We start from the raw sequence: 25,427 nt of genomic DNA, 5'->3' as shown, positions 1-25,427 counted from the left end.
CCGTTTTTAGATGCGAAACGGCGGGCGGCCTATCTTTGGCGTTGGAGCACGGGCGGCGCACCGACTACGGGCGCTCCATATTGGGGACGATACTGCCTTCGGTCACCGCATGCACGGCAAGACGCATGATGTTGTCGTAGCCAGTCTTGCTCAGGATCTCCGAAATGCGGCGCTTGATGGTGCCCTCGCTCATAAACAGCTCGGCCGCGATCTCGCGACGACTTTTGCCCTCGCAGGCAAGGCGCAAAATCGATAGCTCGACATCGTCGAGGGCCGCCGTGCCCGAAAAAATGCTCTCGGGCGGCTTGGGAAACGTGCAATAGCCCGCCAGCGTGGAGCGCATCACAGCGAACAGCTCGTCGATACCGACGTTCTTGTACACAAAGCTATCGACGCCCGCCTCGCGAGCCTGATCGACAAAGGTGATCTCGGGCATGCCCGTCATGATAATGATGCGACACTCGGGCAGCTGCTCCTTGATGCGCGCCGCCGCCACGATGCCGTTTGAATCGTGTTCGGTGCACACGTCCATCAGTATCATGTCCGGGCGCTCCCTGAGTGCGACGCCCAAGGCCTCGGTGGCGGCGGCAATCGCGGCGACGACGGTCATATCGGGCTGGTCACCAACGGAGCGTGCCAGGCTCTCGCGCAGAATGGCCTGGTCTTCGACTATAAGGACGCGGATCATGAGCTTCTCCTTTGGGACGTGTCGTTGGCGTTAAGCGGAATGGACACCGCAAGCGTAAAGGGCGGGGCGGCGTGGACCTCTAGGCTGCCACCCAGATCTTGTGCGACATGCCTCATACCTGGGATTCCCGTTCCCTCGCGATACGATACGGGGGCCGGGGACCCGTCGTTAGAAATCGTCATGTGCGCGACGGCGTCAGCATCCGTCCTCTCCTGCCACAAGCGCACATGGACCCGATGCGCCTGCGCATGCTTGGTGGCGTTGGTCGAGGCCTCGCGGATAATCTGCAAAAAGGCGGCGGCGACACGCGCGTCCTCAGGCAGCGCACCCTCAACATCGATCTGCACGCTCACCAGGCCAAAAGCATGGACGATATCGCCCAGTTGCTCTGCCGGTTCGGTGTCGCCCCCGCTGCGCAGATCGGCAGCGATTGAGCGCAGCAGCGGGTCGATCTGCTCGAGCGACTCGTCGTCCAAGCGCCCCTCCTCCAAATAGCGATGAAGGATTGATAGGCGCTGGCCGATCACATCGTGAACGCGGGCGCGCATGCGCAGATAGGCCGCATTGTCGGCAACTTTTTTGACTTCTTCGATCTGGGCCTGGAGCTCTTGGCCCGCAAGCTCAAGCAGGTGGTTGGCCTGCGCCAGACGGTCATGCGCATGCGCATACTCTGTCACGTCCAGACCGATTATGCGCTCGAACGAACGGCCCGAGACCATAACGTCATCGCACACAAACAGGCGAATCTCGGCGGGAGAAACCTCGACCACCGCACGCGCCTCACCAAAGCGGTCCAGGTTGATCCGCACGCGGTTCTTACCGCCTTCGGGCATTTGCATGCTGAGCTTGCGCAGGTCGTTCCATGTACCGCTCATATCGCCTAGGTCGGTGGGCATATGAAGCTCCACCAGGTTTTTTCGCATGCAGCGGTTCATGAGCAGCGGACGGCCCCTCGGGTCCAGATACAGGATGCCCACGGGAATCACGTTGATGGTTTCGATCGTCGAGAACGCGGTGATATCCTCCTGGCGGTTGCGGACATCCATCAAGAGCGCCGCAATGGAGCGGAACAGGAAAAACGCTCCCTCTGCGATAAGGACCGTGGTCCACGCCGAGCCCATGGCAAGCACCACCGGCGGTGTCACGGCGGCAACGAGCAACAGTTCGGCCAGCATGACGGGGCGACGATAGCGCACCATAAGCACCATGCCGTAGGCAAAGATCACGGCATTGAGCCACAACGCTCCGCCCATTGCCCTGGCGCAAACGTCAAGCGGCGCCACCAGATATGAGCCAGACGACGCGAACAAGATGAGCGCCGAAATAACTAGGTGAAGCACAAGGCTCGCCTCGTAGGCACAAATCACCTTACGGTTATAGGACGAGCGGCGCGATGCGATGAGCGGGACGTGAATCGTCTGCAGACACGCAGCCAGGGCAAAGACAACATCGAGCGCAACGATTTGGGGAAGGATGAGCGAAATCTGCATCGTCACTCACCCGCCCGCGGCATCAAGACGATCATGCGCAGCTGGCCGGGCTCGCCCTCAAGGCGGTATGCCACGTTGCGCCCTTGCAGAGCGCTTTCGAGCTCTTGCGCGGCGGGCGTCTGCGAAAGATCTGCATCATCGTTGGAAAAAAGCGTGGCGCGCAGCTCGACACTGCATCGGTCATGGTCGCCCAAGTGATACATAAGCGCCGGATGGTCGGTGGTGTAGGCAAAAAACGCAAAGTCATACACGCAGTCGTACAGGGCGCTTACCGTACTGGCGTGCAGCGGGCGCCGTATGGCGATAATCGAGGCGCAATCGATATCGATGGTGCGCAGGTCGCTTGCGAGCTCGTTGGCAATGAGCTGAATGCGGTCGCGATCAAAACCGCTCTCCCCGTGCTGTGCCAACGTGAGCGACCCCTTGCGCTTGCAATAGGCGACGAGCATCTTGGCGCGCTGCAGCATGCGGTAACGCTCGTGCGAAGACGATTCATCGGTCAACGGCGGCAGCGAGCTCAGCAGGTCGTACATCCCTTCGAGCGCGCGGGCAAGCGCCTGGTCCACGTCTTGGACCAGCAAGGTCTCGGCCTCTTGGTCTGCCAGGTGCGTCTTAAGGTCGTAGTCGGCGGCGAGCAGCTCATTTTGACGCTGCAGCTCCATACGACGATGTGCCAGTTCACGGTTAAGCTCGTTGAGATCCGACACGTCTTGGGCAAGCAGGGCCGATCCGCCCAGCAGTGGAAAGGCACGGTACATCACATCGGGATCGGACGCCACGGCAAAGGCATGGGCGCGGCTGTGCGCCTGGGTCCGCAACTCCTCGCGCACGCCTACCGGCATTGGCTTTGACACTGGCGTGGCATAGACTTCCTGCAGGTCGCGCGTTAGAACTTTGAGGTCAAGCGGCAAGGTGTCGAAAATGCCGGCGATGTCGTGATATGACGGAACGACACCGCAATCGAGACAGATTTCCATCGCCACCACGCACAAGACGCAATAGACGAGCGAGAAGTTGAGCCTCCATGCCCAGGGCACGCGCAACGCATATGAGATGGCAAAGAACGCGCCGCCCAGCAGCACGAGCGCCGCCGTGCCCGAGAAACGTTGGATGCGAAAGGACGAGGACCGGCCCACCAGGATAAAAAAGGCCACAAAGTTAAAGGCCGTCCACACGAGGACGGCGAAATAACCCCAGCCGTACGTGTAATCGTTGCTCCAGGTGTCGCTTGTACGGTCAAAGTGGAAGACCTGCTGGTGAAAATCGTTGGTGAGCACAAATCCGATAAGCAGGATAGCCATAATCCACAGCGCAGCGCAGTAGCGGCGACCCAGGCGGTGTTGCTCCAGGCCCACAAGGCGCAGACCACACAACTGGTAGAGCAGCGGAATGAGCGTCATGGGCACGTAGTACAGGTACCACAGCACGGTGGCATAGAACGGCGTGAACGACTTGTACTTGAGAATGACTTCGATCATCCACAGGGCGCAGATGGTGGCGACGGCAACAAGGCGGCGGCGCAGCACATAGTCCAAACAGCGCAGATAGACCGATACGCCCCAGATCGAAAATATAATTGCGGCGACAAGCAGCGGGAGAGAGCTCGAATGGACAAGCGCATCCACGACCTCTTCGGACACCTCGCCATAGGCTGGCACGGCGTTAGAAAGTTTGGGGTCGAAGGCGAACAGTGCCGGCAAGACTGCCAAAAGCATGAGGAACATCGCGGTGATGACACCGGCGATAGCAAAGACGCGGTGGCGGTACACCTGATGTGTTATGCCAACAAGGAATCGCGGCATGGCGAAGAGCCTGCCGCCCCTGGGATCCGCCACGGGAGCGGATCGGGCGGCCGCGTGGCCGATATGTCGCTCGCGGGTACCCATAGTGCTTTTAGTGTACCGACAGATGGGTCGAAAAAGCGGGCCGCATGTCCCAAAATTCGCAGACGGCAAGGCGCCCGGCGAGCACATACTCGCCGGGCGCCTTGGTTAGGAGGCTACGGTTATCGGGAAAGCCTAGGCCAAATCTTCGCCGTTGGTGGCGATAACCTTCTTGTACCAGTCGAAGCTCTTCTTTTTGGAGCGCTTGAGGGTGCCGTTGCCCGCATCATCGCGGTCCACATAGATAAAGCCGTAGCGCTTGGACATCTCGCCCGTGCCGGCAGACACCAGGTCAATCGGGCCCCAGGTGGTGTAGCCCAGCAGGTCAACGCCGTCCTCGGTCACCGCATCGCGCATCGCGGCGATATGCTGGCGCAGGTAGTCGATACGGTAGTCGTCGTTGATGGAACCATCCTCCTCGACAACATCCTTGGCGCCCAGGCCGTTCTCAACCACAAACAGTGGCTTCTGATAACGGTCGTACAGGTCGTTGAGCGTAATGCGGAAGCCCAGTGGATCGATGGCCCAGCCCCACTGGCTCTCCTGCAGGTAGGGGTTCTTGGCGCCGGCGAAGGCGTTGCCCTGGGTGCGCTCGACATCGGGGTTATCGGCACCGGCGGAGCAACGGGTGCTGTAATAGCTAAAGCTGATGAAGTCGACGGTGTTGGCGGCCAGGATCTCGCGGTCCTCGTCCGTCATGCCCACATCGATACCCAGACGCTCGAGCTTCTTGACGGCATAGGCCGGGTAGTAGCCACGGCTCTGAACGTCGACGAAGAAGTAATTGTCCTGATTGTCGAGCTGCGCCTGGCGCACATCGCCCGGACGACAGCTGTAGGGGTAGTAGCTACCTGCGGCGAGCATGCAGCCAATCTTGACCTCGGGGTCGATCTCGTGGGCAATCTTGGTTGCCCAAGCGCTGGCAACGAGCTCGTTGTGGGCGGCCAGGTACTCGACAGCCTCCTTGTTCTCGCCCTCCTCAAAGACCAGACCGGCACCCATAAACGGCAGGTGCAAGATCATATTGATCTCGTTAAAGGTAAGCCAGTACTTCACCAGACCCTTGTAGCGGGTAAAGATTGTGGTCGCGAGGTTCTTGTAGAAGTCGATGAGCTTACGGTTGCGCCAGCCGCCGTACTCCTTGATGAGGTGAATCGGACAGTCGAAGTGCGCGATGGTCACGAGCGGCTCGATGCCGTGCTTTTGACACTCGCGGAATACATCCTCGTAGAAGGCCAGGCCAGCCTCATTGGGCTCGGTCTCGTCGCCGTTGGGGAAGATGCGGGTCCAAGCCAGGCTCATACGGAAGGTCTTAAAGCCCATCTCGGCAAAGAGAGCAATGTCCTCTTTGTAGTGGTGATAGAAATCGATGCCGGTCTGCGCGGGATAGTAATAGCCGTCCTCGAAGTCGAGCATTTTACGCTGGCCGGAGACCACCGCATAGCGCTCGGGGCCGTGCGGAGCCACGTCCACGTTGGCAAGGCCGCGGCCGTCCACGTTATAGGCGCCCTCGCACTGGTTGGCAGCCGTCGCGCCGCCCCACAGAAAGTCTTTACGAAAAGCCATGCATCGATCCTTTCATACGCTGCTTGTCGTGGTTTCAGTATCCCCGCAAATAGGGCCTCGCCCAACGACAGCGACGCAGGCCGACACTTCTTTTCGCACACGGCGGCCCGGCAGCCGCCCCCGTCTGACACTTTCTGATACCGCCGCCCCAAACCACCACAAAGGGGACAGGCACCTTTGTGGCGGCTTGGGCCCGGTTTGTCTCGATCTGTAACAGGTAGAGACGATTTAGCCCGCTAGATGTTACAGATCGAGACAGAAGATTCTAGTCGCAGGTGATGTCGAGGTTTTGCCGACGAGGCCTACGTAACCGCCTTCGCTCAGCAATTCATTTGACTGAATAGGAAAGAAAGGAAAAAATAGGAAAAAAAGGAAAGGAGACTTATGACTGAAACCATCTTCTCCCCCTCATTTGGAAATCGCCCGTCCTATCTGGTGGGTCGCGGGAACGTGATTTCGACATTCATCTCCGGTCTTGAGCAGGAGCCGGGCAATCGAGACCGAGCCATGCTCATGCTCGGCCAGCGAGGCAGCGGCAAGACGGTTCTTCTGTGGGAACTTGCCGACCGCGCACGCAAGCTCGGTTTTGTTGTCGCCACACCCACCGTAGCCTCCGAAGATATGCTTGAGCGCATTGTTGAAAAAATCCAAGAAGCAGGCGAGCCTTATGTCAGCAAGCGTCATCTCCCCAAACTTTCTGGCGGTAGCTTGAGCGTCTTCGGCTTCTCAGCCGGTCTCGAGTTCACACGCGATGTGCAGGAGACCAAGAGTTTCCAGTTCAAACTCACGCAGCTGGCGCGCAAGCTGACCGAGCAGGGGCACGGCATCCTCATCCTTATCGATGAGCTCCAAGCTAATTCACCTGAGATTAGACAGCTCGTCACCGCCTATCAAGAGCTGGTCGGTGAGGGACTCAACGTCGCGCTTGTTATGGCAGGTCTCCCGGGAGCCGTCTGTGCAACGCTCAATGACCGCGTGCTGACATTTCTCAACCGCGCTCGCAAGGTCACGCTCGAACCGCTTTCAGTCGGAGATGTCGATGCCTATTATCAGCGGGCTTTCGAAGAGCTCGACCTTGATATTCCAGGCGATCTTCGCCTCCGTGCCGCTCGCGCAACCCAAGGCTCGCCCTATATGCTGCAGCTCATCGGCTATAACATCGGCAATCGCTGCAAGACAGGAGAACACGTAACGCCAGAGCAAGTCGACGGAGCTATCGAAGCGTCAAAAGCCGATTTCGAAAACGATGTTTGTGAAACGACGCTCGCCGCGCTATCGGACCAAGACGTCGCGTTTCTCGACGCAATGACTGATGACGAAGACGCCGTTTCGCGCATTTCCGATGTAGCGAAACGTATGTCAGTCACACCCGACTATGCGCAAAAGTATCGCCGGCGCCTCATCGACGCCGGCGTAATCGAACAGGCGCGCCGCGGTTACGTGCGTTTCGCCGTTCCATATATGGCTGACTATCTGCGCAGCCAACTCTAGGCAGCCACCACAAAGGGGACAGGCACCTTTGTGGCGGCTTGGGCCCGGTTTGGCTCGATCTGTAACAGGTAGGCCGTCGAAACCGAGCCTGGTGTTACAGATCGAGATTGTTCGGTCTGTCCCCTGCAGTTTGTCTAAATCTGTAACAGGTAGAGACGATTTAGCCCGCTAGATGTTACAGATCGAGACAGAAGATTCTAGTCGCAGGCGATATCGAGGTTTTTGCCGATGAGGCCTACGTAGCCGCCCTCGGCAGCCTTGGGGCTGTCAGCATGGCAGAGAACCCACTTGTCGGCCTTCCAGTAGCAGTAGCTGTCACCGGCGGTAGGCATGTCGGTTGCGGCCTCGGGGCGCGGGCCGTTGGTGCCGGCGGGAAGCGCCACCATCACCTGGAAGCCACCGTCGTCGACCATGCACGGCGTGTAGTGGAGCGTGGTGTTGAAGACCTCGACAACCTTGCCCGCCGGCACGCAGAACGCCTTGACGCACGCGGTATCGAGCTTGCCGTCCTCGATCTCCCAGCGATGCGCCACGAGCAGGATAAAGTCGCGCGCGCCCAGGTTGAACTCACTCGCGCGGTGGTACTCCAGGCAGTTGAGACGCGTGTTGTGGCCGTTGCACCAGCCGAGCTGGAAGGGACGGCCACCAAACATGAGAAAGCCCAGTTTATCGGCATCCTTGACGCCCTCGAGCTCCGGCGCACTTGCAACGTACTTGCTGCCCTCGGGGATGGGCGTGGCAGAGAGCGCCTCGAGCACGGGCGACGTGAGCTCAGACGGAACGTCATCCCAAACGTTGCCATAGGATTTGAACTCGGGATCGTTGACAGAGTAGATATGCATGTTCACTCCTGTTCGTAAATGTGACTATACGAACATTCTAGAACAAACATGAGCGATTTTGAACGCTCACCCCGACCAATCAACAAAAAGGCGCCCCCGCATAAGCGAAGGCGCCCAATGCGCGCGTTTTGGACGACAAAGCCCTTACGCCTGCTGATAGTGCAGATGCTTCTCGTCGATATCGGCCAGGTCGCGGTCGAGGTAGCGGCGCGCAAGCCAGTTGGCCATGGGGAGGTTCTGGTCCAGGTAGTTACCGCATTCCTCGGGAGCGGCACCGGGGACATCGCCCTCGAAGCCGGCGACAAACTCAAACAGCTCGCGGACGAGCGGCAAGACCTTCTCGCTCGTCAGCTCGCCAAAGACAACCAGGTAAAAGCCCGTGCGGCAGCCCATGGGGCCAAAGTAGACAATGCGGCTCGACCACTCGGCATGATTGCGAAGGAACGTCGCGCCCAGGTGCTCGATGGTGTGGCACTCGGCCGTGTTCATGACCGGCTCCTTATTGGGCGTGGTCAGGCGCAGGTCAAAGGTGGTAACGGCGGCGCCGGTCGCCGGATCGCGGTCGATGCGGCTCACGTACACGCCGGGCTCAAGCAGCAGATGGTCAACGGAAAAGCTCGCGATGCGCTCCATGGCAGATCCTCTCGATAGTCAAATTGGGACGGGGCTCTTTTAGCTGGTTCGAATGGTCACACCAATCATACCAGTCAAAAAAGCCCCGTCCCAAAAAGACAACTTAGCCAAGGACACGGGCCATACGCGTCTTGAACTCGGACAGGAAGCGCGGAGCATCCACGGTCAGTGCCACAAGCGCGCTCTTGTCCGGATCGGACAGGCGACGCTCATCGCAGATGGTGCGACCGCGGTACTCGCCCAGCAGATCAACACGCAGGTTGCAGCCGAGCGCACCTACGAGCGTGGGGTCGACCGCCACGGCAACGGCCAGCGGATCGTGCAGCGCACAACCACCCAGGTAGGGTGCGTTCATCTCGTACGAGCCAATGTAGTGCTCGACCATGCTCGCAAATGCGCAGCCCGCCATGGTGCCCGAGCCCGTCCAGCCGGCAATGTCGCGGCGTGTGAGCACCACGCGATGCGTCACGTCCAGACCCACCATGGTGAGCTTACGGCCCGAGCGCAGCACCGCGTCGGCTGCCTCGGGGTCGCTCGCCATGTTGGCCTCGGCGCCCGCGCTCACGTTACCGGGCACGGTAAGGGCGCCGCCCATCACGACCACGCGGCCGATGGACATCATCGCCGCCGCATCGCGCTCCAGGGCGAGCGCCAGGTTGGAGAGCGGGCCAGTCGCTACGTAGACCAGATCGGGACCATAGGTGCGCGCGGCATCGATCAGATAATCGACCGCAGCGTTGCCGTCGGCCGAGGTCGCCCCCACCGGCTCGTAGGGCGACGCGGGCACGCTCGCGCCGCCGATGCCGTTCTTGCCGTGAATGAGCGCGGTGGACGCCGGCGGCGTATAGGGCTCAGTCGCCTGCAGAGGACGGTCGGCACCCAGGTACACCGGAACCTCGGGGCGACCCAGCAGATCGAGCACCGCCAGGCAGTTGTGCGCCGATTGCTCGACGCGCACGTTGCCAAAGCACGTGGTGATGCCCACGAGCTCCACCTCGGGGCTCGCGATGGCATAGGCCAGCGCCATCGCATCGTCCACACCCATATCCAGATCAAGGATCAGCTTCTTGATTGCCATTGTTCTACTCCGCTTCTCCGTCTTTATCGTTTAACCAAACCAATGTTCAACTTCGGCGCGCGTGGGAATCGATTGCTGAGCGCCCAGGCGCGACACCGTCACTGCCGAGGCGCGAGCGCCCGCGGCCATGCACTCAAAGAGCGGCAAGCCCTCTAGGCGAGCCGCCACCAACGCGCCGATAAACGTATCGCCGGCGGCCGTGGTATCGACTACCGCACTCGAAAGTGCCGGCATGCGCAGCAGCTCACCGCCATCGCCGAGCGTAACCGAGCCGGCACCGCCCAGCGTGATGACCGCGGCGCCGGCGCCCTTGTCGAGCAGCGCATTGAGCGCGGCGACGCAACTCACATCATCCGTGGGCAGAATGCCCGTCAGCACCTGGCACTCGGTCTCGTTGGGACAGACCAGGTCGACCGCAGGCCAGACCTCCGCAGGCAGCTCGCAGGCGGGCGCTGGATTAAAGACCGTATAGAACCCCAGCTCGTGAGCGCAAACAAGCGCCTCGGCCGTCGCCGCAAGGTCACATTCGCCCTGGGCGATAAAGACGCTTCCGGCAGCCGGGGCAATCTCGCTGGCGTCGCCGTCGAGCTCATGGGCCACCAGACGCCTCAACGCGCAGGCAACGTCCGCGCCCGCAAGCGCATGGTTGGCGCCCGGTGACAGTATGATGCGGTTGTCGCTCTCGCAGCGAATGATGGTCGCCGTTCCCGTCTCCACGTCATCGCGATGCACTACAAAGTCACAGTCCACGCCGGCGTCTTGGAGCCCCGCCACGAGCGACGCGCCGAACGCGTCGCGACCGACCGCGCCAATCATGTGCGTGCACGCGCCCATACGCGCGGCAGCTACGGCCTGATTGGCGCCCTTGCCTCCGGCGTTGGTGATAAACCCGCTGCCGCCGACGGTCTCGCCCGCACGCGGTATGCGCTCGCACGCCACCGAAAGGTCCATGTTCATGCTGCCGAACACCGCAACGATGCCGCGATCTGCCATGGAAACCTCCTCATCTGCGGGCCTTATGCCCACCGTCGGCCGTCGATCGTGCACTCTCGCACCCCCTATAACTTTAGTTCACTTTGATGTGGACGCGCGCTTGAGCTTGCGCCAGCAGCAAGCATTCACAGGAGCAGGCAGCTACAATGAAGGCGTGATGATTATTCTCGTCATTGGATGATGTTTTATGGAACAACTCTCGCAATCGGGCTCGCGCGGTCGACGCCGCACGGGCAACGAGCCGGCGCCGCACGAACGCGTGAAGGGCGAACGCCGTGCCGACGAACCGCGACGCACCGCGAGCCCCCATCGCGCTTCTGCCAACAACGCGGGCCGCGCCAACACTCCCGCCGCGGAGCAGACGCCCGCTCGCCCCAAGTCCCGCTACATCCCTGCACTCGACGGCCTGCGTACGCTCGCCGTCGTCGCGGTGGTGCTCTATCACCTTAACCTCACGTGGGCTCAGGGCGGCCTGCTCGGCGTCACGATCTTCTTTGTGCTTTCGGGCTATCTGATCACGCGCTTGCTGCTCAACGAAGTCGCTAAGACCGGCCGCATCGACCTCAAGAGCTTCTGGATCCGCCGCATCCGTCGCCTGGTCCCCGCCGTGGTGACCGTCGTGGTGGTGACCTGTGCGCTGTGCACCGTCTTCAACCACGTGATGCTCACCAAGATGCGCCCCGACATCCTGCCGTCGCTGTTGTTCTTCAACAACTGGTGGCAGATTGCCCAAAACGTCTCGTACTTCAATGCTCTGGGCGACCCCTCGCCGCTCACGCACTTTTGGTCGCTTGCCATCGAGGAACAGTTCTACCTGATTTGGCCGCCACTGCTGTTTGCCATGGTATCCATGCATGTGAGCAAGCCCAACACGCGCCGCGTGGTTCTGGGCCTTGCCGCGGTATCTGCCCTAGCCATGATGGTGCTTTACAACCCTGCCGCCGACCCCAGCCGCGTGTACTACGGCACCGACACCCGCGTGTTCTCGCTGCTGCTGGGTGCCTGGATGGCCTTTATCCCCGATCGCGACCTGGCGCCGGTGCGTCTCGCTCGTCGTTTGGGGCTCAATCGCCTAGCTGGCGCCGCCAAGCACGGCAAGAACGCCGAGGGCAAGCCTGGCGAGAAGGCCGACGAAGCAGCCGAGACCGCCCCGGCACAGCCGAGCGCCCTCGTGCGCTTTTGGTCCTCGCCCGCATCCATCGATGTGTTGGGCGTCGTGGGTCTGGTTGGCCTTGCCGCCATGGTCGCGCTCACCAACGGCTACACCGCCTTCCAGTATCGCGGAGGCACACTGCTGTGCTCGATCCTCACGCTCATGGTCATCGCGGCCTGCGTGCAGCCCCAGGGAATGGTTGCCCGCGCGCTGTCCGCCGAGCCGCTCGTGTGGATTGGCAAGCGCTCGTACAGCATCTACCTGTGGCACTATCCGCTGCTGTTGCTCATGAACCCGGTCGCCAACATCAACGATACGCCCTGGTGGCAGTACATTTTGCAGGTGCTGCTGGTGGTCGCCGTAGCCGAGTGCTCCTATCGCTTTATCGAAACGCCGTTTAGGAAGGGCGCCTTCGGCCGCACCGTCGCCGAGTTCCGCGATGGCACCACAAAGCCCGCTAACTGGGCACGCGCGCACGTCCCTGCCTGCGCAACCTGCGCTGTCGTGTTGGTCGTTGCACTGGGCGGCCTGATCTTTGTGCCCGAGACGTCTGCGCTGAGCGGTGAGGGCGCCGAAGTTCTGAACAAGGAAGCCAAAAACACCGCGCCCACCGACCAGCAGGCGGCCGACGACACCGACAAGGACAACGACGGCTTCCCCGATGGCTCCTACGACCTGTTGATGATCGGTGACTCCGTGTCGCTGCGTGCCGTTGATTCCTTTGATGGCGTGTTCCCACACAGCCATATCGATGCCGAAAAGGGCCGCCAGTTTGATGCGGGCCGCGCGACATTTGAGGGCTATCTCCAGCAGAACCTTGCCGGCAAGATCGTGGTCTTTGCGCTGGGCACCAACGGCTTGGTAACCGACGACCAGATCGACGCCATCATGGCCGATGCAGGAGATAAGCGTATTGTGGTGTTTGTGAACACGCGCAGCCCGCAGCCGTGGGTTGGCTCTACCAACCAGGCCATCGCCAACGCCGCTACGCGCTACAAGAACGTGCGCGTTATCGATTGGTACGGATACAGTGCCAACCGCAACGACCTGTTCGATGGCGATGGCACGCACCTATCGACCACTGGCGTGACTGAGTACCTCAACTTGATCCACGATGCCGTCAAGAAGGACCTGCCCGTACACCCCGAGGATCACGTCAACGATCCGCAGCCGGCAGCCGTCAAGTCTGCCACCGACGCACTCGTCAATGCGCTCGCTCTCAAGCCACACAAGCTGGGCACCGACAAGTAACCTGCAGCGTAAACTTCCCACATCCGGAGGGGGTGTCTGCTACGGCAGACACCCCCTCCGGCAGTTAGGGACACTCCTGGCGCAGCCAATGAAGACCTCTACGGATGAATTCCAAGCCGCTCCGCCGTTCCAGACATCGTTTCCGCGCCTCGCGCCTGCCCCAAACAATCAAAACAAGCCCTTTTCGCCGCAACCTCAAAGGTCTGTGGACAAAAAAGGCAAATATGAGTAGTGTTACCATTTTAGTAACAGGCAAAACCACCCAAAATGACGTCTGAGCGTCTCCTACAACCCCTAAAGCAGCCAACCTGACTGGTTTAAGGCGTATTGGAACCAATTTTAATGAACATACTATAGTTTATGTTCATTATCTTCTTGGATGTAAATGCTATTCACTTAGCAACAGTACTCATATTTGGCATTTTTTGCCCACTGCCATATAGCTAACACCCTACAGCAGGCAAAAAAACAGGTCGCAGCCCATGGCGGCGGCCTGTTTGGAGTCCAAAAGAGGCGCTAAGCGCTGTAACCCATCGCCTGCAGAACAAACATGACGACCGTGAGCACCGTAATCACACCGATAGTCGCCCAAGTGAGCACGTTCCACACGCGGCCGTTGCGGTTAGTGCCCATAATGTGACGGTCAGCGGCGATAACCACCTGGAACACCAGAACCACGGGCAGTAGCACGCCATTGATGACCTGCGAGGTCATCATAATCTGGAACAGATCGACGCCGGGCATAAGCACCAGCACGGCAGAGATACCGATGATGGCCGTAATGATGCCGCGATAGACCGGGGCCTCGTCCCAGCTGCGGTCAGCACCGCGCTCCCAGCCAAATGCCTCGCAGATAGCGCTCGACGTAACGCCCGGCAGCACGCAGGCGGCCAAGAAGCTCGCCGCGACCAGGCCCGAGGCAAACAGTACCGTGGACCACTGACCCGCAATAGGCTCCAGCGCGCGGGCAGCATCGGCAGCATCGCTTATCTGAATACCCGCCGGGAACAACACCGTACCGGTCGTGATGATAATAAAGCCGGCAATGACATCGGCGGCAAGCGAGCCGCTCACGGTATCGATGCGCTGCAGCACGATATCGTCCTCGCCCGCGTTCTTATCGACCACGTTGTTCTGCGCCAAGAAGATCATCCACGGTGCGATGGTGGTACCGATTGTTGCGACCACGAGCGACACGTAGCTGGGATCGTTCTGAATATTGGGGACGACCAAGTCGACCGCGACCTCGCCCCAGTTGGGGCCGGCCATAAACGCGGCGACGATGTAGGTCACGAACACGCAGCTTACCAGCAGCAAAATCTTCTCGATGCGCTGAAAACTGCCCGACATGGTAAGCATCCACACCAGCAGCGCCACGAGCGGCACCGAGATGCTCGCCGGAACGCCAAACAGAGCAAGGCCACTCGCGATACCCGCGAACTCCGAGATGGTCACCGCCGTGTTGGCAATCAACAGCGCCGCCATGGCCAGCACGCTCCTGCGCACGCCAAAGCGCTCACGGATGAGCGAGGCCAGGCCCTTACCCGTGACGCATCCGCAGCGCGCCGCGGTCTCCTGCGTCACGATAAGCAGCACAGTCATGACGGGAAGCATCCAGAGCATCTTGTAGCCATAGCTGGCGCCCGCGCTGGAATACGTTGCAATGCCGCCGGCGTCATTGCCCGAAAGCGCCGCCAGCAGACCGGGACCCATAGCGCCAAAGATGGCCGCGATGGTCAACTTTTGCTTGGTGCCCGACTTTTGCTTGGTATTTTGCACGCGACCACCTAACCCATGACCGACATGGTGAGCAGCACCGCAGCGGCGCAGTACGCTACGCACGAGATCATGACGGCAATAACGTTCATGGCGGTGCCCGACGTGTTGAGGTCATGCTCGTCACGCCAGAACAGCACCATCAGGTAAATCACGGCGCTCATGTTGCCAACCAGGCAAATGATGGCAGCGATATTAAAGCACCCGGTAAAGAGTTGCTCCTCAAACATGGGCGCATCGGGGAACGCAGCGGTGCGCACCAGCTGGGCGCACAGGTAGGTCACGAGTGACAGAATCAGGCCCATGCCCGTGCTCTGGAAGAAGAACCCCAGATACGGCTTGGGCTCGTCGTCGTGACCGTCATACTCCAAGAAGTAGTTCTTGACGAACGACACCATGCGCGAGGCAGCAAGCAGCACGAGCGGCATGGCGCACATGGGGAACACCACCAGATGCGCGGAGCCGAGCGCCGTCCCCAGCACCGTTGCCATGATGCACGAGGCAATGCCCCACACGACAACCCAGTACTGGCGATGCACAAACCAGCTGAGCACGTTCGTCGAGTCGTCCGACGCGCTATCGCCCGAGCCGACACCGGCGATCTGCAGGTCCTCCTGATGCTCCTCGGCGATAACGTCCATGGCGTCGTCGAAGGTCACGATGCCCAGGATATGACGGTTCTCGTCGCAGACAGGGATGGCAACCAGGTCGTACTTGGTCATCTCGTCCGTCACGTCTTCCTGGTCCTCGTCGGGCGACACGTAGACCAGGTCGCGATAGGCGAGCTGGCCCAGCGTGGCATCGCGGTCGGCAACGATCAACGTGCGCAGCGAGAGCACGCCGGTGAGCATGCCGCTCGGATCCTCGGTATAGACGTAATAGACACTCTCGAAGTCCTCATCGAGTTTGCGAATCGCCTCGATGGCATCGCCGACCGTCGCCGTGGCGGGCAGCGAGACAAACTCCGAGGTCATGATGCGGCCGGCGGTGTTGTCCTCATAGCCCAGCAGGTTACGAATCGCCTTCTCCTCCTTGACGCCCATCAGGCGCAGGAGCTTCTCGGCCTTCTCGTAATCGAGCTCGTCGATCAGGTCGGCGGCGTCGTCCGGGTCCATCATGGCCAGCATCGACGATGCGTCCGTGTCGGACAGGCCCTCGAGCATCTCGGTCATAAGCTCGTCGTCATCGAACTCCGAGATGGCCTCGGCGGCCTGGGCAGTATCGAGCTGTGCAAACACCTGCGCACGCAGGCGCGGGTCGAGCTGCTCGATAATGTCGGCGATGTCGGCAGGGTGCAGCTCGCCGAGCGTCTTATGCGACACCGAGAGTTGAATGTTCTTGGTCGAGCGATCGAGCAGGTCCATGTAGGACCAAGCGATGATGTCCTCACTGAGCGGCTTGCCCAGGTGCTTCATAAAGCCTTCGACGATATGCTCGAGTGCGGGGCTGATCGCGCGTAGCAGACCGCGGGCGCCCACTTCGGCGCCCAGCAGGCGCAGCTGATTTTCGCCCGACATGGAAAACTTGATGTCGTTTACGCGCACGACTTTCATGCCCTGCGTGTCGACAATCTGCTTGTTGAGCACGTCGCGGGCAAGCAAGAGTTCGGTCGGCTGCAGGTACGAAAAACGGATTTCGGTGGCCGACGTCTTAAGGTGTACACCCGTCTCGTCGATACGGTCGACCCATTTGCGCCAGCTGATCATAAACGGCGTCTTGCCGGGACCGCGGAACGCGAGCGACGTCACGTGCGGAAAAACTTCGCCGGTAGCAATACCAAAATCGTTCACCACGCCGAGCTTTTCTCCATCGACGTCCAAGACCGGCAATTTGAGCATCTCACTCAGATAATTCAATGGTGCTCCCCATCATTATTCCTCCGAACGCGGCCGCATGTGCGACGTCCGGGGGCTTCTGGATATGTATACGCATGCGCGGGCGGCACGCCGCTCGACGCTTACACCCCGTGCATGCGCAAAAAGCACCTGCATGGGGTCATCGACTGTATGGTCGAGGTTTGGATTTCACCTGTAACCTTTCTCTTGACCCTCATTAACCGCAGTAACTATAGCATCAGCATCGCCCTGCGGCATCGAATTTATGCGCTGCACATTGCAGGCATACCAAACGCTGACGCATCCGTGACATAGTCATTGGGGACGTTCCTAAATGACTACCCAATGACTACTCTGTGGTGTCGTCGTCCTCGGCAAGTTGGGGGAACACGGCGTCCTTGGGCATGGTGACCTTCGTCAGCGAGGTGAGCTTTTTGCTCAGCGACGTGTCCGTCTTGACCAGGTCGCTGAGCGTCACGATCTTGTAGCCGTCGGCAATGAGGCCGTCGATAATCTGCGGCAGCGCCTCGAGTGTCTGCTCGGCGCATTCGTCTCTATCGGTGAGCAGCACGATATTGCCCGGCGTCACCGAATCGAGCACCGTCGAGACCTGTTCGTCGGCACCGTTTAGCAGCCAGTCGCCCGAGTCGATATTCCACGAGACCACGGCGGAGACCAGGTCCATCGCATCAATCCAGTTTTGCTCGTCAAAGGCAGCGTAGGGAGCACGCAGCAGCATCGTCTTCACGCCGGTCGCCGACTTAATCGCATCGGTGCCTTTCGTGATCTGTTCGCGCACCGCCTCACGGTCCTGACCCTTGAGCGAATCGTCGCTGTAGCTGTTGGATCCGATCTCGCACCCGGCGTCGACAATCGCCTTGGCCGTGGCAGGCGAGGCCTCGGCCGCATCGCCCGAAAGGAAGAACGTCGCGGTGACGCCCTTTTCCTTGAGCACCTGCAAGATCTGTTTGGTGGCGCCGCTCGGACCCTCGTCAAACGTCAGCGCCACGTACTTTTTGTTGCCCTTGGGCGCCACGCTGGCGCACGCAACAACGCAATCGGTGGCGGGCACAACCTCGCCGCGGTCTTGCGTCTTGCCTGACCGCTCACCAACCCACACCTCGGATCGGCCCTGGACACCCCATGTCTGCACATACTCGATAGCGCCCGTGCCCTCGACCTTGAGCTTGGGCTCGATAACCGTAGCCTGAACCTCGTGCTTCTCGTAAGTGTTACGGCCATCCTTGACCGTCACCTTCTCGCCGCCCTCGAGTTCGCGGCTATCCCATTTGCCCTGCTTCACGCGCTTGCCGTCGACCTTCACCGACAGCTTTTCGCCCCCATGGCGCTTGAGCACGCTGTCATCGACGGCTAGCAGGTCGCCTGCGTCGTAGGTGTCAGTCAAATCCTGTTCGTCGATGAGATTCTGCAGCGTAGAGCCCACGCGCACCGCGGTCTTCTGGCCGTTGAGCTCCACGTCCACGCTGCGGTTGACGTAGCCCACGACGGCAGCGATAAACAGCACGAGCGCGCAACCCACGGCGATCAGCGCATAGGGCAGGCGAGACGAACGACGGGGTGTGCGGCTGTTGCCGATGCGCGCGCTGCGATCGCTAAAGCCGCGGCTATGGTTGAGATACATCGCGCCGGGCTTACGGTGACGGCGGCGCTGACCGCTGGGCAGCTGCCCCAGGTCGCGGCGCGCTGTCGGATGCGCACCCGAACGCCCGTTTAAGTTGGATCCGTTTTGGTGCATGTGCCCTCCCCCATAAACACAGCAAGCCGGAGCAACAGGTCTCCGGCTTGCCTCCCATCATTTGGTACGTCGCTATTTTGTAGCTTTTGACGAGCCTCCGCTCGCCTTTTGGTATTCGTCCTTAAAGGCCTTGAACATGCCGCGCGTCTTGCCGAGCTGCTTGCCCAGTGCGCGACTGCCCTTGTCCACGGCAACCGATCCCTTGTCGTCGAGTACCTTGGCACCCTTTTTGACCTTGTCGCCCACCACGACGCTGGCCTCGGCGGCCTTGGCGGCCGCACCGCCCGAATACCCGAGCGACTTGACCTCGTCCGAGACGACCATCGCACCGTTCTCGTAGCCGCGCAGCATCGTCGGCGGCACCTGCGTGTCACCAACCAAAACACTCGAAGCAGCACCGGCGGTCACATAGAATGCCTGCACGATGCCCGAGCGTGGCTTGAACTCAACGTCCGAGCAATAGCCCACGACGTCGCCCGATTCCGTGCGCACGTCCATACCGACCCAGATGATGCAATCGTCCAAGTTGATGTCGAGGCGCTTAGCGGCGGCGGAATCGTACGTGTCCTTGACGTCATCGACCGCAATGGCGCCCTCGTAGACACCAATGGCGTCGAGCGCTACGAATCGGTCGGGACGCTCGATCATGCCCGCGATATCGGACTGGCGGACCATAAAGCCGACCACGCGCGTACCGCCCGGGGTAAAGACCGGAAAGTGAATCTTTCCGAGCTTTTTAGGGCTGCGCGGCGTGCCATCCTTTTTGGTGCGCTTGTCCTCGGTAGGCTTGCGATAGATCTTGGCGCCGACAAAATCCCCGGCGCGCATTATGCCTCGGTCGAGGGCTCCGCAGCCTCGGTATCAGCCTCGACGGCGTTCTCGACCACGACGTCGGCGGCAGGCGTCACGTTGCCGCCCGAAATGGCGTCGTTGAGCTGCTCGCGCAGCTGGTCCATGCGCTCGCGGGCCAGGTCGACCTTGGCGCGCAGGTCGTCGGTCTTGGCGTCAACCATCGGGCCAAAGTCATTCACCGCAGCACGGGCCTCCTCGGCGCTGTGCTCGTAGGTGTCGCGCATATTGTCCCAGGCGTCGTTAGCGATATCGGCAGCCATGGCGCGGGTCTCGGCACCCGAGCGCGGGGCCAGAGCAACGCCGACAATAGCGCCGGCAGCGGCGCCAAAAAGTGCGCCGGAGACAAAGCTGAAAGTCTTACCCATGATCATTCCTCTCCTGCGGGCACGTCGGTGCCCACCGTTTGAATGCTGTCCATTATACCCGCAGCGCATCACTTGCCGCTCCGCTCATCTGCGTACGGCAAAGGCGCAGGTACGTGATGGTGATAAACGCGTAGGCCTACTCCTGAGGCATAGCCGGCATGGCCACCGTGGCACCCGGGTCCTCGCCGGCGCCGTCCACGAGCGGCAGGCCGCCCTCATGCGCAGGCCCTGCCGGAACCGTCGCCGCACCGCCAAAGACGGCAGCGGAGGCCTCGTGGTTCTCGGCAACCGCGCCCTCGGTATCAATCGCCACCTGGGGCTCGTCGTCAAAGTTGGGGACGCCCTGGGGCTCGGTGGGAACGGGCTCGGCGGTCGCATCGGCAACGGGCTCGGCGTCGACCGGCACATCGCCCTCGTCAGCGCCCTCGGCCTCGGCAGCATCTTCGCCGTTCGCAGCGGCGACGGCCTCGTGAGGATCCTTGCCCTCGGCCTCGGCGCGCATGCCCAGCACCAGGTTGCGCAGGCCCGCGACCGTGCCTTCCACGTCAGGGGCAGGCTGGTCGGCGTGCAGGTACGCCCAGTCCATCATAAAGGTGGCCGAAGACAGCGCGCCGATGGCCAGCGCGTCGTCGGGGCACGAAAGCTCAACCTCAAAAACGCGCTCGTCGTGCTCGCTTACGCGCGTGCGGCCGCACGAGATGCTGCCGGCAAGCCCGGTCTCGTTCATGAGCTCGACCGTCACATGCTCAAGCAGATGGCAAAGCTCGGTCTGGCCCATGCAGTCCTGGAACTCGCGACCGGAATCACCCAGGCACAGGTGCTTGGCAATCGCCGGCACCAGGTAATACACGCGCGCCGTGGCCTCGATATCCTCCGAGGTCATGAGCGGCATGCCGGGGTTCACCAGCACATGCGCGCAGATCTTGTCCTCGCTGACGGTGACCTTAAGGATGTTGAACAGGCCTGCCATAACTCTCCCCTACTCTTCCTTGCCCTACTCGTCGCCATCGTGCGGATCCACAGAGCCCGCACCCGACGCCGCCGGCTTCTCTGCCGAAGACTCGGAATCCTTCTTATCGGTTTCGACCGGAGCGATCACGCGAATGAGCGAGATGCGCTGGCCACGCATCGACTGCACTTTAAACTTGTACCCCGCAACCTCAAACACCTCTCCGATGTCGGGCACCGAGTCGCAAAGCTCCAAAATCCAGCCGGCGATGGTCTCATAATCATCGCTTTCCTCAAGCGGCCAACCAAGCTCAATCGCGTCATCGCACGAAAAACGCCCATCAACGAGCCACTCGCGGCGCGAAAGGCGCGTGAGATACTTGTTGTCGGGGTCGAACTCGTCCTCGATCTCGCCGACGATCTCCTCGACGATGTCCTCGATGGTGATGATGCCGGCCGTGCCGCCGTACTCGTCCACGACCACCACGATCTGGTCGTGCGAGGTCTGCATCTCGGACAGCAGCGGCAGGATGTCCTTGGTGTCGGGCACAAAGGTGGCGTCGCGCAAAAAGCCGGCGATGGGCTGGTCGCCCTTGCCGTCGAGCGCGGGCTGAATCAGGTCCTTGATGTGCGCGATGCCGGCGACGTTGTCGGGATCCTCGTGATAGACAGGGATGCGGCTAAAGCCGGTCTGGCGCATGGTGGACAGCACGTCGGCGACCGTCTCGTCGTCCTCGCACATGGTGGTGTCCACGCGCGGCACCATGACCTCGCGGGCAACGGTGTCGCCCAGGTCGAAGATCTCGTGGATCATGCGCTTTTCCTCGTCGAGCAGGTCGTCCTGCTCCGAGACCATGTACTTGATCTCTTCTTCCGAGACGTTCTGACGGTCGTCGGCGCTCTTGATGCGCAGGATGCGAGCCAGACCATCGGAGCAGGCGCCGGTCAGCCACACGAGCGGACGGGCGATCTTTTGGAACACGGAAAGCGGCCCCACGACCTGCTTGGACACGCCTTCGGCATTGGCCAGACCAATGCGCTTGGGCACAAGCTCGCCAATCACGATGGACACGAAGGCGACCGCGACGGTGATGATGACCGGCGCCAGGCCGCGCGCGATGGCGGAGAGCGGCGCGATGCCAAAGCTCGTGAGCCAAGCGGCGAGTGGGTCGGACAGGCTCGTCGAGGCGACGGCGGACGAGGCAAAGCCCACGAGTGTGATGGCAACCTGGATGGTGGCCAGCAGCTGGTCGGAGTCGGCAGCCAGCTTAATGGCGCGCTCGGCGCGCTTGTCGCCCTCCTCGGCCTCGTGCTCCAGCACGGCGCGCTTGGCCGTGGTGAGCGCCATCTCGGACATAGAGAAGTAGCCGTTGATGAGGGTCAAAACGAGGGTGGTGATAAGGGAGATGGTTATGTCCATCGGGAGTTTCTCGAACCTCCAAGATTCGGGACGTCGGATTAAAACGTTGACGGCGGATACGGCAATTGCACCGGCGCCCAAACAAGGACGCGGGTGCGCAGGCGTGGTCGCTAGATTACGAAGAGAATCACCGCCATGAACTGGAAGATGCTGCCGGCGAGCACCCACAGGTGAAACACGCTGTGAAGATAGCGCACGTTTTTGGCGATATAGAACGGCACGCCCGCGGTGTAGCACACGCCGCCGACGGCGAGCAGGGCAAGTGCCACGGGGCTGAGCAGTGCCACAAGTTCGGGCAGCTTAAAGACGACGAGCCAGCCCATCAGCAGGTAGACCAGGCCGCTTACCCAGTGCGGTTGACGCTCGCGCATAAAGCACTCGAGGGCGATGCCGATAATGGCGATGGCCCATACGGCAAAGAACAGCACAGCGCCGCCGTCGTTTGCCAGTGTAATGAGGCAAAACGGCGTATAGCTGCCCGCAATGAGCAGGTAGATGCAGCTATGGTCGATGATGCGGAATACGCGCTTGGCACCCGCGGACTGAATCGCGTGGTAAAGCGTGGAGGCCAAGTATTCAAGGATAATGCTTACGCCATAGACGATCGCCGCGGCCATGTGGGCCGGGCCTCCGCCGCGCAGGGCGGCGAATACGATCAGGAGCACCAGGCCCGCGATACCCAGCAGGCAGCCAACACCATGGGTGACGGAGTTCATGATCTCCTCGCCCATGGTGTAGTGTGGAACGGCCGCGGTCTTGGGTCGCGGCTTAGAACTGTCGCTCGAATCGGACATGCCGGTTACATCCTCCAACGTAAAGAGTTCTCAACACTATATCAAAGCGTCTGGGTACGTGCGAAATTTGCACCATACGTGACCCTTTGTTTACCCATTCTTTGCCTGTTGACGCATCAACGGCGAACGTCCATAATGCGCTTGCATTAAATGTTGATGTATTAACATCTTATAGGAAAGCTTCTTATGTCTCAAAACGCACGTTCCCATCGAAAGCTCAAGATAGCCGGCGTCGTTGCGCTGGTGCTCGTTGTCGCGCTGCTGGGGTTTGCCGGCAACTTTTTGTTTGACTTTGCCCTGAACCCCCAAGCGCCGTACACCATGAAGATGATGCAGGATGGCAAGGACGCCGAAAAGGGCGAGCAGATGGACGCCGAGGAGGGCGAGGCACGGGCGTGGTTTAAGGAAAACCGCGAGAGCAGCAGCCTCACCGCGAACGACGGGACCGAGCTTGCCGCCTGGTATTTTGCTGCGTCGGAGAGCGCACACGATTACGCCGTCTGCCTGCATGGATATACCAACGAGCCCATCGGTATGGCCCGATACGTCAAGCGATTCCACGACCGCGGCATGAACGTACTCGCACCCGCCGCACGCGCCCACGAGCGCTCCGGCGGCGACTATATCGGCATGGGCTGGCCCGAGCGCCTCGACATCGTCGCATGGATCGAGCAAATCGTTCAGGCTGACCCCGAGGCGCGCATCCTGGTCTTTGGCGAGTCGATGGGTGCGGCAACTGCCATGAACGTCGCGGGGGAATCTCTGCCCGCAAACGTGAAATGCATTATCGAGGACTGCGGTTATACAAGTGTTTGGGACGAGTTTTCTCTGCAGCTCAAGGACGTGTTCGGCCTGCCCAGCTTTCCCTTGCTCGATGTAGCAAACTTGGTGTGCAACGTGCGCGCGGGCTACGACTTTCATAAGGCGAGCAGTGTGGAGCAACTCAAACACGCGACGGTTCCCATGCTGTTTATCCACGGCGACCAAGACACTTTTGTGCCGTACGATATGCTCGACCAAAACTACGACGCGTGCGCCAGCAAGGTCAAGCAAAAGCTCACCATCCATGGCGCCACCCACGCCAAGAGCGCGCAGGTCGACCCCGAACTCTACTGGGACACGGTCGACAACTTCCTCGACAAGAATTTTTAGGCAAAAAGCAACGTCTGGGGTTTTGTTGCCAAAAAACGGTTTGTGGTCGGCGGGGTTCGATTTTTCGCCGCACTTCCAAAAAGCCGCCCGCGAGCGTTGTGCTCGTGGGCGGCTTTTACTCAACTAACGCCACAAAGGCGCTTGGTTTGTCCAATAGGACGACGCTACTTGACCTCGATGAGCTCGTACTCGCTCGTGCCCAGGCCGATCTTCTCGGCATGCGCGATGCACACGCGCCAGTCGGTGTCGGGATGCGTGATGCAGAAGGGATCCTTGGCCTGCTCGCCCTCCAGATGCTCGTGGTTGTGCTCCATCTTGGCCGCGCTATCGGTAAGCTCGGTGTTGGGCAGCGGCTCGGACGCCATGACGGCGTCGGCGCAGGCCTGGTCGATGGCGACCGGGTCGAAGCTCGCGAACATGCCGATATCGTTGACGATAGGTGTGTCGTTTTCGGGATGGCAATCGCAGTTGGGGCTGATATCCATAGCCAGCGAAATGTGGAAGCTGGGACGATCCTGGACAACGGCTTTGGTGTACTCGGCGATCTTACAGTTGAGCACGTCGGCCGCGGCCTCATAGCCGGGCTTGATGGCGTCCTGGTTGCATGCCGCAATGCAGCGTCCGCAGCCCACGCAGCGATCGTGGTCGATGGCAGCCACGTGCACCGTGCGAGTGTTGCCGTTGGCAAGCTCGCGCTCGCGGGTATCGCCAAACGAGATGGCGTTGTGCGCGCAGATCTTTTCGCAGGCACGGCAGCCAACGCAGTGCTCGGTCGCGACGTTCGGCTTGCCGGCGGCATGCTGCTCCATCTTGCCGGCGCGACTGCCGCCGCCCATGCCCAGGTTCTTCATGGCGCCGCCAAAGCCGGCCTGCTCATGACCCTTAAAGTGGGTAAGGCTGATCACAATATCGGCATCCATGAGCGCCTGACCGATCTTGGCCTCGCGCACGTACTCGCCGCCCTCGACCGGGACGAGCGCCTCGTCGGTACCCTTGAGGCCGTCGGCGATGATAATCTGGCAACCCGTGGCATACGGGGTAAAGCCGTTCTGGTAGGCAGTGTCGATGTGCTCGAGCGCGTTTTTGCGGCTACCGACATAGAGCGTATTGCAGTCGGTGAGGAAGGGCTTGCCGCCCAGCTCCTTCACCACGTCCGCGACGGCGCGGGCGTAGTTGGGGCGCAAAAAGCTCAGGTTGCCCAGCTCGCCAAAGTGAATCTTGATGGCGACGAACTTGTTCTCAAAGTCGATCTGCTCAATACCGGCGTGACGTATGAGGCGCTTGAGCTTGTCGAGCTGGCTCTCGCGAGCATGCGTGCGCAGGTTGGTGAAGTACACCTTAGCGGGTGCTGCGGGTGCAGTTGCGGTCATAGATATATCCCCTCGGTCTATATGGCGTTACAGACATAGAGGATGGTACCAGTTAAAGCAGAGTTAAAGTCAAGTACGGAACCTAGTCATT

20 protein-coding genes are annotated in these 25,427 nt (G+C 60.7%); 3 read left to right on the top strand and 17 right to left on the bottom strand.

The window, feature by feature from the left end; translation table 11 throughout:
- Window positions 1-64: 64 nt before the first annotated feature.
- The 4 genes from OGM60_00770 to OGM60_00755 all read right to left on the bottom strand — a co-directional run bounded on the left by OGM60_00770 (window position 65) and on the right by OGM60_00755 (window position 5,627).
- Window positions 65-688: a response regulator transcription factor gene (locus tag OGM60_00770; protein UYI99354.1), complete on the bottom strand. Its 624-nt coding sequence runs from the start codon at window positions 686-688 to the stop codon at window positions 65-67.
- Window positions 685-2,178: a hypothetical protein gene (locus OGM60_00765; GenBank protein ID UYI99353.1), complete on the bottom strand. Its 1,494-nt coding sequence runs from the start codon at window positions 2,176-2,178 to the stop codon at window positions 685-687. The genes OGM60_00770 and OGM60_00765 overlap by 4 nt, the downstream gene beginning before the upstream one ends.
- A gap of 2 nt (window positions 2,179-2,180) precedes the next feature.
- Window positions 2,181-4,064: a hypothetical protein gene (locus tag OGM60_00760; GenBank protein UYI99352.1), complete on the bottom strand. Its 1,884-nt coding sequence runs from the start codon at window positions 4,062-4,064 to the stop codon at window positions 2,181-2,183.
- Window positions 4,065-4,196: 132 nt separating this feature from the next.
- Entirely contained in the window at window positions 4,197-5,627 is a 1,431-nt protein-coding gene (locus tag OGM60_00755; GenBank protein ID UYI99351.1) for a 6-phospho-beta-glucosidase, read from the bottom strand.
- Window positions 5,628-6,011: 384 nt separating this feature from the next.
- On the opposite strand from OGM60_00755, the gene OGM60_00750 reads away from it, so the two are divergent.
- Window positions 6,012-7,118 carry an ATP-binding protein gene (locus tag OGM60_00750; GenBank protein UYI99350.1) on the top strand — a complete coding sequence of 369 codons (1,107 nt, stop codon included), beginning with the start codon at window positions 6,012-6,014 and terminating at the stop codon, window positions 7,116-7,118.
- Between the two features lie 197 nt (window positions 7,119-7,315).
- Here the strand turns inward: OGM60_00750 and OGM60_00745 are convergent, their stop codons facing one another.
- From OGM60_00745 to OGM60_00730, 4 genes are all read right to left on the bottom strand, one after another.
- On the bottom strand, window positions 7,316-7,960 hold the full coding sequence (locus OGM60_00745) for a DUF4867 family protein (protein ID UYI99349.1): 645 nt from the start codon (window positions 7,958-7,960) through the stop codon (window positions 7,316-7,318).
- Window positions 7,961-8,104: 144 nt separating this feature from the next.
- A complete protein-coding gene (locus OGM60_00740) occupies window positions 8,105-8,593 on the bottom strand; it encodes an S-ribosylhomocysteine lyase (GenBank protein UYI99348.1) in 489 nt (162 codons plus the stop codon).
- Window positions 8,594-8,696: 103 nt separating this feature from the next.
- Window positions 8,697-9,671 (bottom strand): nucleoside hydrolase, encoded by a 975-nt coding sequence (locus OGM60_00735; protein UYI99347.1) that lies wholly within the window; start codon window positions 9,669-9,671, stop codon window positions 8,697-8,699.
- Window positions 9,672-9,701: 30 nt separating this feature from the next.
- On the bottom strand, window positions 9,702-10,664 hold the full coding sequence (locus OGM60_00730; protein UYI99346.1) for a ribokinase: 963 nt from the start codon (window positions 10,662-10,664) through the stop codon (window positions 9,702-9,704).
- A gap of 187 nt (window positions 10,665-10,851) precedes the next feature.
- On the opposite strand from OGM60_00730, the gene OGM60_00725 reads away from it, so the two are divergent.
- Window positions 10,852-13,068, top strand: coding sequence for an acetyltransferase (locus tag OGM60_00725; GenBank protein ID UYI99345.1), 2,217 nt, complete (start codon window positions 10,852-10,854; stop codon window positions 13,066-13,068).
- A 516-nt stretch (window positions 13,069-13,584) separates the two neighbouring features.
- On the opposite strand, the gene OGM60_00720 is transcribed toward OGM60_00725, so the two are convergent.
- The 8 genes from OGM60_00720 to OGM60_00685 all read right to left on the bottom strand — a co-directional run bounded on the left by OGM60_00720 (window position 13,585) and on the right by OGM60_00685 (window position 22,814).
- Window positions 13,585-14,781 carry an Nramp family divalent metal transporter gene (locus OGM60_00720; protein ID UYJ00137.1) on the bottom strand — a complete coding sequence of 399 codons (1,197 nt, stop codon included), beginning with the start codon at window positions 14,779-14,781 and terminating at the stop codon, window positions 13,585-13,587.
- Window positions 14,782-14,855: 74 nt separating this feature from the next.
- Window positions 14,856-16,700 (bottom strand): CBS domain-containing protein, encoded by a 1,845-nt coding sequence (locus tag OGM60_00715; protein ID UYI99344.1) that lies wholly within the window; start codon window positions 16,698-16,700, stop codon window positions 14,856-14,858.
- Window positions 16,701-17,028: 328 nt separating this feature from the next.
- The gene (locus OGM60_00710) at window positions 17,029-18,435 is read right to left on the bottom strand and encodes a polysaccharide deacetylase family protein (protein ID UYI99343.1); all 1,407 of its coding nucleotides are present in this window, start codon (window positions 18,433-18,435) and stop codon (window positions 17,029-17,031) included.
- Window positions 18,436-18,507: 72 nt separating this feature from the next.
- Window positions 18,508-19,263 (bottom strand): PRC-barrel domain containing protein, encoded by a 756-nt coding sequence (locus OGM60_00705; GenBank protein ID UYI99342.1) that lies wholly within the window; start codon window positions 19,261-19,263, stop codon window positions 18,508-18,510.
- A complete protein-coding gene (locus tag OGM60_00700) occupies window positions 19,263-19,652 on the bottom strand; it encodes a YtxH domain-containing protein (protein UYI99341.1) in 390 nt (129 codons plus the stop codon). The genes OGM60_00705 and OGM60_00700 overlap by 1 nt, the downstream gene beginning before the upstream one ends.
- A gap of 136 nt (window positions 19,653-19,788) precedes the next feature.
- Entirely contained in the window at window positions 19,789-20,622 is an 834-nt protein-coding gene (locus OGM60_00695; GenBank protein UYI99340.1) for a hypothetical protein, read from the bottom strand.
- A 24-nt stretch (window positions 20,623-20,646) separates the two neighbouring features.
- Window positions 20,647-22,020, bottom strand: coding sequence for a hemolysin family protein (locus OGM60_00690; protein UYI99339.1), 1,374 nt, complete (start codon window positions 22,018-22,020; stop codon window positions 20,647-20,649).
- Between the two features lie 110 nt (window positions 22,021-22,130).
- Window positions 22,131-22,814, bottom strand: a complete 684-nt coding sequence (locus OGM60_00685; GenBank protein UYI99338.1) for a hemolysin III family protein — start codon at window positions 22,812-22,814, stop codon at window positions 22,131-22,133.
- Window positions 22,815-23,000: 186 nt separating this feature from the next.
- On the opposite strand from OGM60_00685, the gene OGM60_00680 reads away from it, so the two are divergent.
- Window positions 23,001-23,966, top strand: coding sequence for an alpha/beta hydrolase (locus tag OGM60_00680; protein ID UYI99337.1), 966 nt, complete (start codon window positions 23,001-23,003; stop codon window positions 23,964-23,966).
- Window positions 23,967-24,130: 164 nt separating this feature from the next.
- Here the strand turns inward: OGM60_00680 and OGM60_00675 are convergent, their stop codons facing one another.
- A complete protein-coding gene (locus tag OGM60_00675) occupies window positions 24,131-25,336 on the bottom strand; it encodes a DUF362 domain-containing protein (GenBank protein ID UYI99336.1) in 1,206 nt (401 codons plus the stop codon).
- Window positions 25,337-25,427: the final 91 nt, after the last annotated feature.

The sequence above is a fragment of the Coriobacteriaceae bacterium genome, from assembly GCA_025757745.1.
In the GTDB taxonomy this organism is placed as follows: domain Bacteria; phylum Actinomycetota; class Coriobacteriia; order Coriobacteriales; family Coriobacteriaceae; genus Collinsella.
This window is presented reverse-complemented; position numbering and strand designations above follow the sequence as displayed.